Here is a 14346-nt window from a genome sequence, read left to right on the forward strand (position 1 = left end):
AAAAAGTGGGCACAAACTTTTATTTAGAAACCTATCTCCATAGATTTACTTTTTATCATTATCTTGTGGAGTTAGTTAATATACCTGAAAGCAGTAACATTGTAAAGATTAAGGATATTAAGGCCAGTGTTTTGCAGCTGGAAGATGAAAAAGTAAATGAAAATAATTTTATAATTCAAGGTATTATTGAACTGGAAATAAGTTATGTGATTGCCAATGTTGTTAAGTTTTATAATACAAGGATTACCTTTAATTTTCTTAAAGGGCTTAAGCAGTGCTATGGAGAGAAAGATGCTTGTTTTCCAGAAAACTGCGAATTATTAATTCAAGCTAGTTCAAGAGTGATTAAGAATAGTCTGTTACCTGATAATCAAGTAGAGGTAAAAATCGCTATTCTCTTTCAGGGGTGTTTTAAGGTATTTCAGGACTGTAGTTCAATCTGGAAATGTGCAGACATAGAAGTTAATTGTGTGCCTGCTTTTGAGTCCCATAAAAATGAAGATCTATCGGTAGGAAATATAGCGGAATTTACCCAAGCCTTTAATATTGCCCAAAAGGAGTTGATTACTTTTTTTGTCAAAAACAAAGGGGACTCACTGGTTAATGTTCAGCTTGAAATAAGTCCCAATGGGGTTGACTGGACAGCAGATGCTTATGAGGTAGAGATTCCACCTGGTCAGGGTGAAGCACTTGTCCTGGCAACCTTTCTAAAATACACCCGTTTAAAATATTATTCATTAAATAACAGTCTTATTGATATTTATCTCCAGACACAAGGTTAAATAACAGGAGGAGGGTATTATGAAAGCAAGAAAAATAATCTTTATTATTGGTTCCGGTAGGACTGGTACTAACTGGTTAGCTAATATTTTGCAGAGCCACCCAGCAATCAGGGCTACTATTGAAGATCCAATGATTTTTAATAGGGTGACTAAAATGGCTCTAAATCCAGCTGTTAGGGCCAAATTATTTCCAGAATTAATTCGACTTTATACCTATTATTATCAGGAAAGTAGTCCCTGTCATTATGTAGATAAAAGTCATCCTAACCTTTGGTTGGCAGAGGCTTTAGCCCTTGTGTTTCCTGACTCCCTTTTTATATCTTTAAAGCGTAACCCCTATGCTACAGTAAGTAGTATGCTGAAGCATGAGGGGGTTTTAAAGTGGCAGAGAGAATGGAAAAGGTTCCCTATACCTAATGAATTTTTAGGTATTGATCATAAAATAGCAGCTGATTATTCTAAAATGTCTATGACTGAAAAGTGTACATTAAGATGGGTAGCTCACATGAAAAAGATTGATTATCTTGCCAAAAGTAATATAAAAAACCGTATGCTTATTATTTCTTATGAGAGATTAGTGGAAAATACTATAGAAGTATTAATAAAAATAAAGAAATTTCTAGATCTATCGGAATCTTTTAATGTGCCAGTTGTAAATAAAGAAACGATTTATAAATGGCAGCAACAGCTCAGTGAGAGCCAATGTGAGGAAATCAAAGGGATTGTGGGGGAATACCAGCCCATATTTACAGAATAGTACTAAGAGTTCTATTAACAGATAATACAAAAACAAGGGAATTGTAAAAAAAGTTTGAATATTGCAGATGAATGTAGTATAATAGTACGTACAAGTAATATGATGCTTATTTGTATTTTGGATTCTGAGGTTGCACCGCAGGTACTCCGCATTTAAGTAAAGCATACAAGAACAGTTTAAGGTTGCACCACGGGCACTATATTCTCATTTGGTGTCGAGAGTTTATTAATACGCATGGTTGGGTCAGTAGCAGGTTGCTTGTTCTCTAATGATGTAATACATAAATGTTATTTTGATAAGTTGAAGATTTATAGCTGTATTAAGTTATAGGATATTTTTTTAAATTATAATGTACGAACAATTAAAAGTAAATGTGGTTTAAAATGTAGTTATATTCTTTTTTATTTTTTAATATCTTTTAATAGACTGAGTTTATTAAGCGTTAATGAAGTAAGAGAAAGGGGGATAGATTAAAGGTTGCTTTATAATTAGCTGAAAAGCAGGGATTCTTATCGATTAAGTAGAGGGTTTTATTTTGATGTAAAGGCTTATTTGCTTTTGGAGGAGTGGTAAGTTTGAGTAATAATTATCTTTTAGAAATGAAGGGTATTACAAAGAAATTCCCTGGTGTGCTGGCCTTAGACAAGGCTAGTTTTAACTTGAGAAAAGGAGAGGTCCATGCTCTGATAGGTGAAAATGGGGCAGGAAAATCTACTCTGATCAAAATACTTTCAGGAGCTTATCAGATGGATGAGGGTGTAATAATTATTAATAATGAAAAGGTAAGTATACAAAACCCTGGAAAAGCCCAGGAACTTGGTATAAGTGTTATTTATCAGGAATTCAATCTGATTCCATATTTAACTGTTGCTGAGAATATATTTCTCGGTCGTGAGTCTATGAAAAACGGGTGTTTAATAGATACAAAAGATATTATTGATAATTCCAGAAAGATTTTAGATGACCTGGATTTAGGACTTGCTCCTGATAAGATTGTTAATGAACTTGGTGTGGCTAAACAGCAAATGGTTGAAGTGGCTAAAGCCTTATCAATGAATTCTCGTATAATTGTTATGGATGAGCCTACTGCAGCCCTGGGAGACCATGAGATTGAACAGTTGTTTAAGACAATAAAAGAGCTTAAAAAAAGAGGCATTTCAATAATTTATATTTCCCACCGTATTGAGGAGTTATGGGAAATAGCAGATAGGGTTACTGTGCTACGTGATGGCCAGTATATTGCAACTACAGATATTAAAGAAATAAATAAGGATAAGTTGATCAAGCAGATGGTTGGTAGGGATTTAACAGAACAGTTCCCGGCCAGAAAGTCTGCTGTTGGCCAAGAAATATTACGGGTAGATGGCTTGTCTCAAGAAGGATTATTAAAGAATATATCATTTAATTTAAAAAAGGGTGAGGTACTCGGCTTTGCCGGTCTAGTAGGTTCGGGTCGGACAGAATTAATGAGGTGTATATTTGGTGTAGATAAATATAATGATGGCAAGATATTTATAGATAATAAAGAGGTTTCGATAAACAATCCCAAGGCTGCAATAAGACAAGGTATTGGGTTTATTACTGAAGACCGTAAAAGCCAGGGGCTTATCCTGGTCAGGTCAATCAAAGAAAATATTACTATTACTGACTTGAATCAGGTAATAGATAATGGTTTTATTAATTATAAAAAAGAGCAGAAATTAACCGAAGATTTTATCAATAAGTTAAAGATTAAGACCCCTAGTATTGAACAGGAAGTAAGGTATTTAAGTGGTGGCAACCAGCAGAAAGTTGTACTGGCCAAGTGGCTACTCCAGAAGGCTAAGATCCTTATTTTTGACGAACCGACCAGGGGGATAGATGTTGGGGCTAAAAAAGAGGTATATAACCTGATTAATAGTCTGGTCCAGAATGGTGTTGGTGTGATTATGGTTTCTTCAGAACTCCCGGAAGTAATGGGTATGAGTGATAGGATTTTAATTATGAGTCACGGTAGGATAACGGGTGAACTATCAGCCCCGGAAGCGACCCAGGAGAAAATATTAAATTATGCAACCAAGGAGTGAATTATTGATGGATAAATCTCTTAAAAAGGTAAGCAGTTCGATAGGAAAGGAATTAGGGGCCCTTACTGGTTTAATATTACTAGGTGTTATTATGTCTTTTAGTTCTCCTCACTTCCTTACTTTAACAAATTTGATGAATATCTTACGACAGTCATCATTAATCGGTATTGTTGCTGCTGGAATGACATTTATTATAATTACTGGAGGGATAGACCTTTCTGTTGGCTCTGTCCTGAGTTTATCAAGTTGTTTGACTGCTGGTATGATTGTAAACTATGGTTGGAATATCTGGTTGGCAATAATGTTAGGTTTATTAATTGGTGCACTATTTGGTTTGATTAATGGACTGTTAATTACCCAGATACCTCTACCACCGTTTATTGCTACCCTTGGTATTATGGGTGTGGCCAGAGGCCTAGCCTTTGTCTATACTGGGGGGGCCCCTATCTATACCTTTCCTGAATCATTTAAATATATCGGCCAGGGAATGATAGGTGTAATACCATTTCCGGCGATATTAATGCTGCTGGTATATTTAGTATTTTTTCTGGTGCTTAAGCGAACTAAACTAGGGCGTTATAGTTATGCTATTGGTGGAAATGAAGAAGCGGCTATTTTGTCTGGTATATCTACTGGGCGTTATAAGGCAATGGTCTATGCTATGACAGGTTTTTTGTCAGCACTGGCTGGCTTAGTACTAGCTGCCCGACTGGATGCTGCTACATCAGTTGCTGGTGACGGTTTTGAACTTGATGTAATAGCGGCTGTTGTTATTGGTGGTACTAGTTTAAGTGGTGGACAGGGTGGGGTAATTGGCTCTCTGATAGGTGCTTTAATCATGGGTGTAGTTAGAAACGGCCTGAATCTTTTATTGGTTTCTTCACACTGGCAGAGGGTAATATTGGGTTTAATTATACTTGCTGCTGTAACTGTTGATGTTTTACGCAAGAAAAGTAGTTCCAATAAGGGTTCATTATTTAGTTTTTTAAGTAGTAATTAGTTTTCTTTCACGGGGGTGGTTTATGGATAAATAATCTAAATTAGAGTGAATTAAGAAAACTAAAATTTTAAAGGAGGAATTTAAGTGAAAAAACTATTTTTGTTGTCATTGATTTTGATAGTAGTTATTAGTGGGATGGTAATGGCTGCAGGAAAAAAAGAGGTGGCAATGATTTCACCTGCCCTGACAAGTACTTTTTATCTAGCGACTAATGCAGGGGCTACTGAGGTAGCAGAAGAATTAGGTTGGGATTTGTATAAGCTGGCACCTGATAGGGAAAGTAACTTTCAAAAACAGGTAAGTATGGTAGAGGATATGATTCAGAGGGAAGTTGATGCTATTGCCCTTTGTGCTATTAATGATAAAGCAGTAGTTTCTGCTGTAAAAAAGGCTAATGAAGCTGGTATTCCTGTTTTTGTATTTAATTCATTAACAGAACTGCCTGGAGGTAAGGTTGAGGCTTATGTTGGTTATGACCAGAGGGCTGGAGGACGCAAAGTGGGCCTGAAAGCAGTAGATTTACTTCATAGTAAGTACGGAGAATTAAAAGGTAAAATAGTTATTTTAGAGGGTGTTCCAGGATACCATACTACTGAAAGAAAAGGTGGTTTTATGGAAATCCTCGAAAAATTCCCTGAAATAGAAATTGCAGCTTCCCAACCGGCTGACTGGGAAAGAGAAAAAGGGATGAATGTAACCGAAAATCTTTTGCAGGCTATCCCGGATCTTGACCTGGTCTTTGGTTGTAGTGATGCAATGGCTCAGGGGGCTGCCCAGGCTGCCAGGTCTATGAATAAAGATATCTATACGATTGGTATTGATGGCAACCCTGATGCCATTGAAGATGTAAGTAAAGATAGGCTAACTGGTACCTTAGCTGTGTTCCCGACAGAAATGGGTAGAATAACTATCAGGGCAATTAAAGATTATTTTGATGGTAAAGATGTTCCTCAGTTTATTAAAACTCCTACAGAAATTGTTGATGAAGATAACTGGGATACTATAGAATAATATTTCAACTAAATAATATGAAAAATGGGAGCTGTTTTTTGGCTCCCATTTTTTATACTTGCTAGAGAATGTGTAATTTAATATAATAATAGATAACTAGGGACATTATATAGATAACATAATAATTATGGAGGGTAATATGTCAATAATAAGTTTTTTGAAATTAGTGGAGATTCAAACCAAGGTGGCTAGTCTAATACCATTTTTACTGGGGACTGTGTTTGCCCTTTATCGTTATGAACAATTTAATACTAAAAACTTTTTATTTATGTTTATTTCCCTATTGGCCTTTGATATGGCGGCAACAGCTATTAATAACTACTATGACTATAAAAATGCAGTCAAGAAATATGGATATAACTATGAACAGCATAATGCTATTAGCAGAGATGATCTTAGTGAACGTTCAGTAATAATTGTGGTAACAGTTTTACTAAATATTGCAATTCTGGCCGGGGTGTTTTTATTTGCTAACAGCGATTCTGTTGTACTTATACTGGGGGTTATTTCTTTTTTGGTAGGTATTTTTTATTCCTTTGGTCCGGTTCCAATTTCCAGGATGCCTCTGGGGGAGTTTTTTTCAGGCTTTTTCATGGGATTTATTATAGTTTTTATTGCCGTTTATATACATGTTTATGACCAGGGTATTATTAGTATTTTAGTTAATGAAGGTATTACCTGGATAGGTTTGGATTTTGAGGAAATCGTCTATCTTTTCCTGGTGTCTATACCGGCTGTAATGGGTATTGCTAATATTATGCTGGCCAATAATATCTGTGATATTGAAGATGATATAGAAAATAGACGTTATACCCTACCTGTTTATATCGGTAAAAAAGATGCCCTGATTTTGTTTAAATACTTATATTATATAATATATTTTATTATTATAGTCTCTGTTTTCTTAAACATCTTGTCTCCTATAGTATTATTAACCTTATTAACTCTATTAGTGGTGGTCAAAAACATTAAATTGTTCTCACAAAAACAAAGTAAAGCAGATACCTTTGTACTGTCTGTAAAAAACTTTGTCTTGATTAACCTGGTTTATTTGTTAACTATTGGGGTATCAATTTAATTGTGATTAAATTACGCCAGTAAAAATAAAACCGGGTTAAAAAACCCGGTTTTACCTAATTTATTGTGGTACTCCAGTAAATAATTCTACATAGATATAGGCATTATCTTCTTGCTTGACACCTATGCCGATATGGGTAAAATTAGGATTAAGTATATTGCGGCGGTGACCACTTGATCTCATTAAGGCAGAATGTGCCCGGGAAACAGAGGTGTTTTTGGCTAGATTTTCTCCAGCATATTGATATTCAACATTAAACTGGTCTAACATATCAAAAGGGCTGCCGTAGGTTGGAGAGTTGTGGCTAAAGTAATTATTATCAACCATATCCTGGGCTTTTACTCTAGCTACCCGGTTAAGTTCGCCACTTGCTTTCAGTACAGGAAGGTCATTTTTTCTCCTTTCCTGGTTCACCAAGTTAAGCAGCTGACTCTCCTGATTAGATGGTGGGTTGGCCTGGTTTCCATTATTAGCCTGTGTAGGTGGTGTTTGTGTATTGCCATTTCCCGATTGAGCTGGTTCTTGTGTTTGAGGTGTTTGATTATTTTGATTACCACCCCCAGGTGCTTGGATTTCATTATTTGTTTGACCGTCTTTTACAACCGGGCTTGTCTGTGTTGAGTCTATACACCCTACCCGGTAATCATCAAGGCGTACAATATACCAATCATCGATTTTTCCAAGGACTCTGACAACATCATTCTGGGAGAGTTTGCTTATTGTTCCGAATTGATTACTGGCACCTGCTTTGACAGGCAGACTACTGCTATTTACCCGGCAGTATTGTACATCAGCTGTTTGAAAGATAGAGGATTGGAGGGGTTCTACTGGCTGGCTCTGCTCCTGTTGACTGCATGAGACCAATGATATTGTCAGCAGCACAAAGAGTAAAAACTTGGCTTTTTTCATATTGAAACCTCCTATTTTTTTATTTAGGAATATTATTTGTCAGTTGCTTAAGAAATATTAGTAGTATTAAAGTTATTTACTTTAAAGTTCGAGGTTATTAAAGTATCAAAGGATTAGGGTTAATAGTTGATATTTAAGCCGGTAACCGGCCTATTAAAGTTTACTTTATTTAAGCATTATAGATTAAAGTTTTCTTGAAAGTATAAAAAAATAGATAGTTTAATTAAAAGATGATTTTTTGCTATAATATCTAATAGGTTTTTAAAAATATTAAGTTTAAAGAAGGGGTTATCTTTAATGGATAAAAAGGATACAAGGGTGATAGTAGGAATGTCAGGAGGTGTTGATTCTTCAGTTGCTGCTATGCTTCTTAAGGAAGAGGGCTATGATGTTAAAGGTATTTTTATGAAAAACTGGGATGAGCCATCTGAGGAGGGTTATTGTACGGCTACTGAAGATTTTGAAGATGTTAAAAAGGTCTGTTATCAACTTGATATACCCTACTATACAGTAAACTTTGAAAAAGAATACTGGGAGAGGGTTTTTGAATATTTCCTGGATGAATATAAGAACGGTAGGACACCAAATCCAGATGTTATCTGTAATAAAGAGATTAAATTTAAAGCCTTCCTTAATTATGCCTTACAATTGGATGCTGATTATATTGCTACAGGACATTATGCTAGAGTAGAAGAGAAAGATGGGATTTATCAGCTTTTGAGGGGTAAAGACCCAGGTAAGGATCAGAGTTATTTTCTCTGTACTCTGGGACAACAGCAGTTAGCCAAAACACTTTTTCCAATTGGAGGTATAGTTAAAGATAAGGTAAGAGATATGGCAGCTTCAGCTGGCCTTAATACAGCTGAAAAAAAAGATAGCACAGGTATTTGTTTTATAGGTGAAAGAAACTTTAAAAACTTCTTACAGAATTACCTCCCTGCTCAGCCTGGAAACATATGCACTATGTCTGGGGATGTGATTGGCAGACATGATGGTTTAATGTATTATACAATAGGTCAGCGCCGCGGCCTGGGTATAGGTGGTGGCAGGGGTGATGGTTCAGGTGAACCATGGTATGTAGCTGCCAAAGACCTTAAAGAAAATATATTATATGTAGTACAGGGAGGGGATAACCCCGTTCTTTTCTCCAGGGGTTTAATAGCTACCGACCTACACTGGGTTATGGAACAGCCCCCTGCTGATAGTTTTGCTTGTACAGCCAAATTTCGTTATAGACAGTCAGATAGAGGGGTGGATGTAGAATTACAGGATCAAAAATGCCGGGTAATTTTTAATCAACCCCAGAAAGCTATAACACCTGGACAATTTGTAGTATTTTACCGGGATGAATGTTGTCTGGGTGGAGGTATTATTGCTCAAGTAATTAAATGATCATTAGTTTAATTGACAAAAATAGTATTTAAGGGGGTTGAGAATAGTGGAGGATAGAATCTTAATAATAGAAGATGAAAAACAGATAGCCCGTTTTATGGAATTAGAACTAACACATGAAGGGTATCAGGTTGTAGTTGAATATAATGGCAAAGAAGGCCTGGTCAGCTGGCAGGAGAGCGATTTTAGTTTGATTATATTAGATATTATGTTACCGGGTTTAGATGGGATTGAGCTCTGTCAGAGGATACGCAGAGAATCTAATATCCCGATAATAATGGTTACTGCCAAAGATTCTACGTCAGATAAAGTCAAGGGGTTAGATATAGGTGCTGATGATTATCTAACAAAACCATTTGTCATTGAAGAATTATTAGCCCGTATCAGAGCCTTGCTGCGCAGGAATATTAATAGTAATGAAGCTGATAAAAGAGGCCTGCTCAAGGTCGATAATTTAGTAGTAGATCAGGTAAAATACAGGGTCAGTAGGGCTGAAGAGGTAATAGAGCTTACTAAAAAAGAGTATGATCTGCTGGTATATCTCTTAATAAATAAGGGTATGGTTCTTTCACGGGAGAAAATATTGAATGATGTCTGGGGATATGATTATGTAGGAGAAACAAATATAGTTGATGTTTATATCCGTTATTTGAGGAGTAAGATAGATGACCCCTATCAGGAGAAATTAATACAGACTGTACGTGGGGTTGGTTATGTTATCAAGGATGAGCAAGGATGATCAATCTTTTTGATTGGAAAAAAAAGATTTCTACCAAATTAACTATTATATATGCTGTAATGTTTATCCTGGTAATATTACTATTAAATGGAGCGGCCTATTTTGGTCTGCGTTATTTTATTATAAATAGTGCCCATAGTAACCTTGATAAGACAATGGAATTTATTTTAAATAGGATTAATAGTAGTTATGAGCTCTATGAAACAGACATTATAGAAGAGATAAGTCAGACAGAACAGAATATATATTTTCGAATCCTCTCTCCTCAGGAGAATATCCTGGGTCAGTCTACTTTACTTAAAGATCAGACGATTCCTCTGAAACCGGGATATAATAATTTGATTATTGATGACAGGCCTTTTATCTACCGGAGTAGTTTTATTCTTAAAAGAGGGAATTTTATAGGCTATCTTCAAGGTGTTAGAGAAATGACCCTGGAATACCGTTTTTTACGCGCTCTGTTGACAGTAATGATAGCAACCAGTATTGTGGGGATCTTAGGGGCAGTTCTTACTGGTTACATGATAACTAAAAAGACCTTGGAACCACTCAGCCGGATGACAAAAACAGTCAGGAATATCAGTTTTAATGACCTGGGAAAGAGACTGGAGCTTACTGGCCCAGAAGATGAGCTCTATCATCTGGCAGATACCTTTAATTCAATGTTGGACAGATTAGAGGATTCCTTTAAAAAACAACAGCAGTTTATTTCTGATGCCTCCCACGAATTGAGGACACCTATCTCTGTAATACGCGGTTATATAAATCTGCTGGACCGTTGGGGAAAGAATGAGGCGGAAGTCAGGGATGAAGCAATAGAGGCTATCAAAAATGAAGCTGGCAATATGCAGTCTCTGACAGAAGGTTTACTTTTTCTGGCCCGTAGTGATAGTGATCAGTTAGAAATAAAAAAGGATTATTTTCCCTGGAAGGAACTTATTGATGAGCTGCTAAAAGAGACAGAGATGATTAGTGAAGACCTGCTTATTGAATCTAATCGTACCCCAGAATTAGAGTTTTATGGTGATAGAAAATTGATTAAGCAGATGCTGAGGATTTTTATTGATAATAGTATTAAGTATACTCCAGCAGGGGGGGAGATAAGGATTAATTCAGTGTTAACCGGAGATGGGGTAAAAGTGTCGATTGCTGACACAGGTATAGGTATAGCTGAAGAGGATATACCCTATATCTTTGAACGTTTTTACAGGGCGGATAAGTCCAGGTCAGAAGAAAAGGGTCTTGGTCTGGGTTTATCTATAGCTAAATGGATTATAGAGGAGCACCAGGGAGAAGTAGTAATAAACAGCAAGCCTGGTCAGGGAACCAGTGTAGAGGTATTTCTCCCTAATAAGGCTGAGAATACCATATAATAACACGAAAGGCCAGCTACTTAAAGTAGCTGGCCCACAAAAAAGGAGGATAAAAAATGAAAAAAGTATTTATATTATCCCCTTATAAAACTTTGCTGGATTTAAATTTTCAATTCAGCACCTTTTCTTATAGCTTTATGTTCTTATAAGGGGTTATCTAGATTATACTAAAAAGATGATAATTTGTAAAGTAAAATCGAAAAAAAAATAAAGAAATAATATTCTTTATTTTTGGAAAAATCATTACTGGGTTGTTAATGCATTATATAAAGAGTTGAATATTAGAATTAAGGGCATCTTTTAAATAGTCCTGGGCTGTGATGATTTCTACCTCCGCTAGCAGTTCTTCTTTTTTGATCCCCATAACCTCAACTGAAAGTTGACATCCAAAAAACTCCACCCCATTATTACGGGCTTCCTGTAGGAAGTTTGACAAAAGAGGGGTATCATCATCTTCCATCATTTTTTCTAGCATTTTTTTCCCCAGTCCACTCATATTCATTCTGGAAAGAGGTAATTCTTCAGGTCCTTTTGGTGTTACCATACCAAACATTTTTTCATATTGTGTTTTGTCTTCCACAGAAAATTTTTTAGGATCTCTAATTAAGAAAAGACCCCAGAAGGCAAAAAATATAGTAGCGTCAAGTCCGATATCTTTAGCAGAGTTTGCCAGTATTAAAGCAGCTAATGCTTTATCATAATCACCACTAAACATTAGTATATTAATTTTGTGCAAATTATTGTTCCCTCCCTTTTAAATGATAGTATATGACTTATTTTTGATAAAAAACTTTGATTTTATTCATATATTAACTAAGTTGTTTAATTAATTAGCTATATTTTCTTAAATATTTATTCTTATCTTTACTTATATCATTAAGTATTTCTATTAATTTGTTTATTTCTTCATATGTGTTGTACATGCCGAAACTAATTCTTACTAAGCCAGGATGTAGTTCAGTATTATTAATATGTCTTTTGATTTCCCCCGGACTTATCTTCAGGATCTTTTGTATATAAGGTTGTGCACAAAAACAACCATTTCTGACTGCAATGCCTGCTTCGTGAGATAAACAACGAGCAAGTATATCATGTCTTATTCCTTTAATATTAAACGGTATAATGGCAACTTTAGGGATTTTTTTAGTGTTATATATCTTTAAATCAGGTATATTTTGTAATTGTTTAGCTGTATAATTACATAATTTTTCTTCATAGTTGCTAATCTTGTCTAAGCCAAATTTAGTTAAGGAATTAATTGCTTCCATTAGGGCTATAATGCCCATTATATTTGGGGTGCCGGCTTCTTCTTTGTGTGGGGGGAGATCCCAGTAAACATTATCCTGTGTTACAACTTTAACTGTACCACCACCAGAATATTCCGGGCTTCCATTTAGAAATGTTTCTTTAGGGGCGATAAGAACCCCTGTACCAAAGGGGGCATACATTTTATGAGCAGAAAATACTAAAAAGTCTATTTTCTCACTTTCATTAGCATGTTTCATATCAATTGGGCTGTGGGGAATAAGTTGAGCAGCATCGATTAATATTTTAGTATGATAGTGGTGTGCCAGGCCTGCTGCTTTATAAATAGGATTTTTATATCCGGTGACATTGGAGGCCCCAGTTAAAGTAATTAACCTTACTCTATCATTATATTTTATAAGTTTTGACTCCAGGTCAGCAAGTGATATAGAGCCATCATCAGTACTTTTAATATAATCTACGGTAAACCTGTTTCTCCAGGGTAAATCATTAGAGTGATGTTCCATTTCTGTAGTAAGAATAACATTTTTACCTTCACTATTGGATAAGCGGTATGATAATTTATTAATTGCTTCAGTAGTGTTTTTGCCGTAGACAACTGTGTGTGAAACAGGATTACCTTTAACAAAGTTTAATACTATTTTCCTGGAATCTTCATAGAATTCTGATGATAATAAAGATTTATAACCTTGACCACGGTGAATTGATGAATACCAGGGTGCAAAATCATTAAGGGTTTTAATGACTGAATATAATGGTGGTGTTGTAGCAGCATTATCAAAATTTATGTAGTTGGTTTGTTGCCCATTAGCTAATGGGACTTTAGTTTCTAAACCGAGAATATATTTACGGAAAGGAGAATTGCCTAAGGGCATAAATATCACCTCGCTCAGATATTTTATTCATTCGATGATAAATTTGTTAATATATTATCCAATAAAATCTTAAAAAAAGGGTTTTTGCATTTATTAGTGAATATAATAAACAAGAAATAATAAAACGGTATTTTATTATATAAAATAAACAGACTAAATCTCCGATTAAATATTCATAAAATACGGAAAATAATATAATTAAACATAAATTATATCTTTTTCTGCTTTTTCTAATTATTATTTCATCTCTGTAAATAGTTGAGGAGTATGGTAGATTAGTGTTATAATAAAGCAGAATAGGAATATAAATTTGCAGAGGGATGGTAGTTTATGTTTAGAGATAAAGACCAGATTAAGCAAATTTTAAAAGATGTTCAGGCTAATAAATTGAGTATTGAGAATGCAATGGAGGATATTTATGACTGTGGTTATCATGATATAGGTATTGCTAAAATAGATCATAATCGTGATAGAAGAAGGGGATTCCCTGAGGTAGTTCTTGCTGAGGGAAAAACCAGTGAACAGGTAGTGAAGATTATGGAATCGCTGGCAGAATATCACTCCAATATACTGGCTACCAGGGCAGAACCAGAAACATATGAACTTGTTAAACAAATTATTCCCGAGGTAAAATATAATAAATTAGGGCGGGTAATAATCCTGGAGCGGAGACCACTGCCCAGAAAAGGCTCTGTTGTAGTCGTTTGTGCTGGTACATCAGACCTCCCTGTAGTAGAAGAAGCCTGCGAAACAGCCCTTATTATGGGAAACGAGGTTAAAAAGTTGAGGGATGTAGGGGTTGCCGGAGTACACCGTCTCCTGGACAATTTAGATATTTTGCATCAGGCCAGAGTAATCATTGTAGTAGCAGGTATGGATGGGGCTTTGCCCAGTGTTGTAGCTGGATTGGTGGATAAGCCTGTTATAGCTGTCCCAACTAGTGTGGGTTATGGTGCCAGTTTTAATGGTCTTGCCCCTTTATTAACCATGCTTAATAGTTGTGCTGCTGGAATAGGTGTGGTTAATATTGACAATGGTTTTGGAGCAGCTTATTTGGCTAATTCAATTAATAAAATGGGTATCTAGGGAGGTTGATTA

Annotated in this window: 13 protein-coding genes; 10 read left to right on the top strand and 3 right to left on the bottom strand. The window is 35.6% G+C overall.

Annotation, left to right across the window (positions count from 1 at the left end):
* Nucleotides 1-5 precede the first annotated feature (5 nt).
* The 6 genes from GM661_RS01555 to menA all read left to right on the top strand — a co-directional run bounded on the left by GM661_RS01555 (nt 6) and on the right by menA (nt 6694).
* Nucleotides 6-782, top strand: coding sequence for a DUF6385 domain-containing protein (locus tag GM661_RS01555; RefSeq protein ID WP_230868461.1), 777 nt, complete (start codon nt 6-8; stop codon nt 780-782).
* Between the two features lie 19 nt (nt 783-801).
* A complete protein-coding gene (locus GM661_RS01560) occupies nt 802-1539 on the top strand; it encodes a sulfotransferase family protein (RefSeq protein WP_230868462.1) in 738 nt (245 codons plus the stop codon).
* Between the two features lie 575 nt (nt 1540-2114).
* Entirely contained in the window at nt 2115-3605 is a 1491-nt protein-coding gene (locus tag GM661_RS01565) for a sugar ABC transporter ATP-binding protein (RefSeq protein ID WP_330165241.1), read from the top strand.
* Nucleotides 3606-3612: 7 nt separating this feature from the next.
* Nucleotides 3613-4605 (top strand): ABC transporter permease, encoded by a 993-nt coding sequence (locus tag GM661_RS01570; protein ID WP_230868463.1) that lies wholly within the window; start codon nt 3613-3615, stop codon nt 4603-4605.
* Nucleotides 4606-4689: 84 nt separating this feature from the next.
* On the top strand, nt 4690-5616 hold the full coding sequence (locus GM661_RS01575) for a sugar ABC transporter substrate-binding protein (protein ID WP_125987514.1): 927 nt from the start codon (nt 4690-4692) through the stop codon (nt 5614-5616).
* A 139-nt stretch (nt 5617-5755) separates the two neighbouring features.
* Entirely contained in the window at nt 5756-6694 is a 939-nt protein-coding gene (menA, locus tag GM661_RS01580; RefSeq protein WP_230868464.1) for a 1,4-dihydroxy-2-naphthoate polyprenyltransferase, read from the top strand.
* Between the two features lie 60 nt (nt 6695-6754).
* Here the strand turns inward: menA and GM661_RS01585 are convergent, their stop codons facing one another.
* Complete coding sequence (locus GM661_RS01585) at nt 6755-7603, bottom strand: CAP domain-containing protein (RefSeq protein WP_125987517.1); 849 nt, start codon at nt 7601-7603, stop codon at nt 6755-6757.
* 297 nt (nt 7604-7900) lie between these two features.
* On the opposite strand from GM661_RS01585, the gene mnmA reads away from it, so the two are divergent.
* Genes mnmA through GM661_RS01600 form a run of 3 tightly spaced genes read left to right on the top strand, consistent with a single transcriptional unit; the run spans nt 7901 to nt 11107 of the window.
* Nucleotides 7901-8995, top strand: coding sequence for a tRNA 2-thiouridine(34) synthase MnmA (mnmA, locus tag GM661_RS01590; protein WP_230868465.1), 1095 nt, complete (start codon nt 7901-7903; stop codon nt 8993-8995).
* A 43-nt stretch (nt 8996-9038) separates the two neighbouring features.
* Nucleotides 9039-9734 (top strand): response regulator transcription factor, encoded by a 696-nt coding sequence (locus GM661_RS01595; protein ID WP_456237559.1) that lies wholly within the window; start codon nt 9039-9041, stop codon nt 9732-9734.
* Nucleotides 9731-11107, top strand: a complete 1377-nt coding sequence (locus GM661_RS01600; protein ID WP_125987523.1) for a sensor histidine kinase — start codon at nt 9731-9733, stop codon at nt 11105-11107. Before GM661_RS01595 ends, GM661_RS01600 begins: the two co-directional genes overlap by 4 nt.
* A gap of 262 nt (nt 11108-11369) precedes the next feature.
* On the opposite strand, the gene GM661_RS01605 is transcribed toward GM661_RS01600, so the two are convergent.
* Complete coding sequence (locus GM661_RS01605; RefSeq protein ID WP_230868467.1) at nt 11370-11843, bottom strand: DsrE/DsrF/DrsH-like family protein; 474 nt, start codon at nt 11841-11843, stop codon at nt 11370-11372.
* 94 nt (nt 11844-11937) lie between these two features.
* Nucleotides 11938-13248: an aminotransferase class V-fold PLP-dependent enzyme gene (locus tag GM661_RS01610; RefSeq protein ID WP_125987525.1), complete on the bottom strand. Its 1311-nt coding sequence runs from the start codon at nt 13246-13248 to the stop codon at nt 11938-11940.
* Nucleotides 13249-13578: 330 nt separating this feature from the next.
* On the opposite strand from GM661_RS01610, the gene larB reads away from it, so the two are divergent.
* Nucleotides 13579-14334: a nickel pincer cofactor biosynthesis protein LarB gene (gene larB / locus GM661_RS01615; RefSeq protein ID WP_125987527.1), complete on the top strand. Its 756-nt coding sequence runs from the start codon at nt 13579-13581 to the stop codon at nt 14332-14334.
* Nucleotides 14335-14346 lie beyond the last annotated feature (12 nt).

The organism is Iocasia fonsfrigidae (genome assembly GCF_017751145.1).
GTDB classification, from domain to species: domain Bacteria; phylum Bacillota; class Halanaerobiia; order Halanaerobiales; family DTU029; genus Iocasia; species Iocasia fonsfrigidae.

Coding starts and splice junctions, on each gene's coding strand:
- GM661_RS01560 (WP_230868462.1), top strand. CDS start 802: ATGAAAGCAAGAAAAATAATCTTTATTATTGGTTCCGGTAGGACTGGT.
- GM661_RS01570 (WP_230868463.1), top strand. CDS start 3,613: ATGGATAAATCTCTTAAAAAGGTAAGCAGTTCGATAGGAAAGGAATTA.
- menA (WP_230868464.1), top strand. CDS start 5,756: ATGTCAATAATAAGTTTTTTGAAATTAGTGGAGATTCAAACCAAGGTG.
- GM661_RS01585 (WP_125987517.1), bottom strand. CDS start 7,603: ATGAAAAAAGCCAAGTTTTTACTCTTTGTGCTGCTGACAATATCATTG.
- mnmA (WP_230868465.1), top strand. CDS start 7,901: ATGGATAAAAAGGATACAAGGGTGATAGTAGGAATGTCAGGAGGTGTT.
- GM661_RS01600 (WP_125987523.1), top strand. CDS start 9,731: ATGATCAATCTTTTTGATTGGAAAAAAAAGATTTCTACCAAATTAACT.
- GM661_RS01610 (WP_125987525.1), bottom strand. CDS start 13,248: ATGCCCTTAGGCAATTCTCCTTTCCGTAAATATATTCTCGGTTTAGAA.
- larB (WP_125987527.1), top strand. CDS start 13,579: ATGTTTAGAGATAAAGACCAGATTAAGCAAATTTTAAAAGATGTTCAG.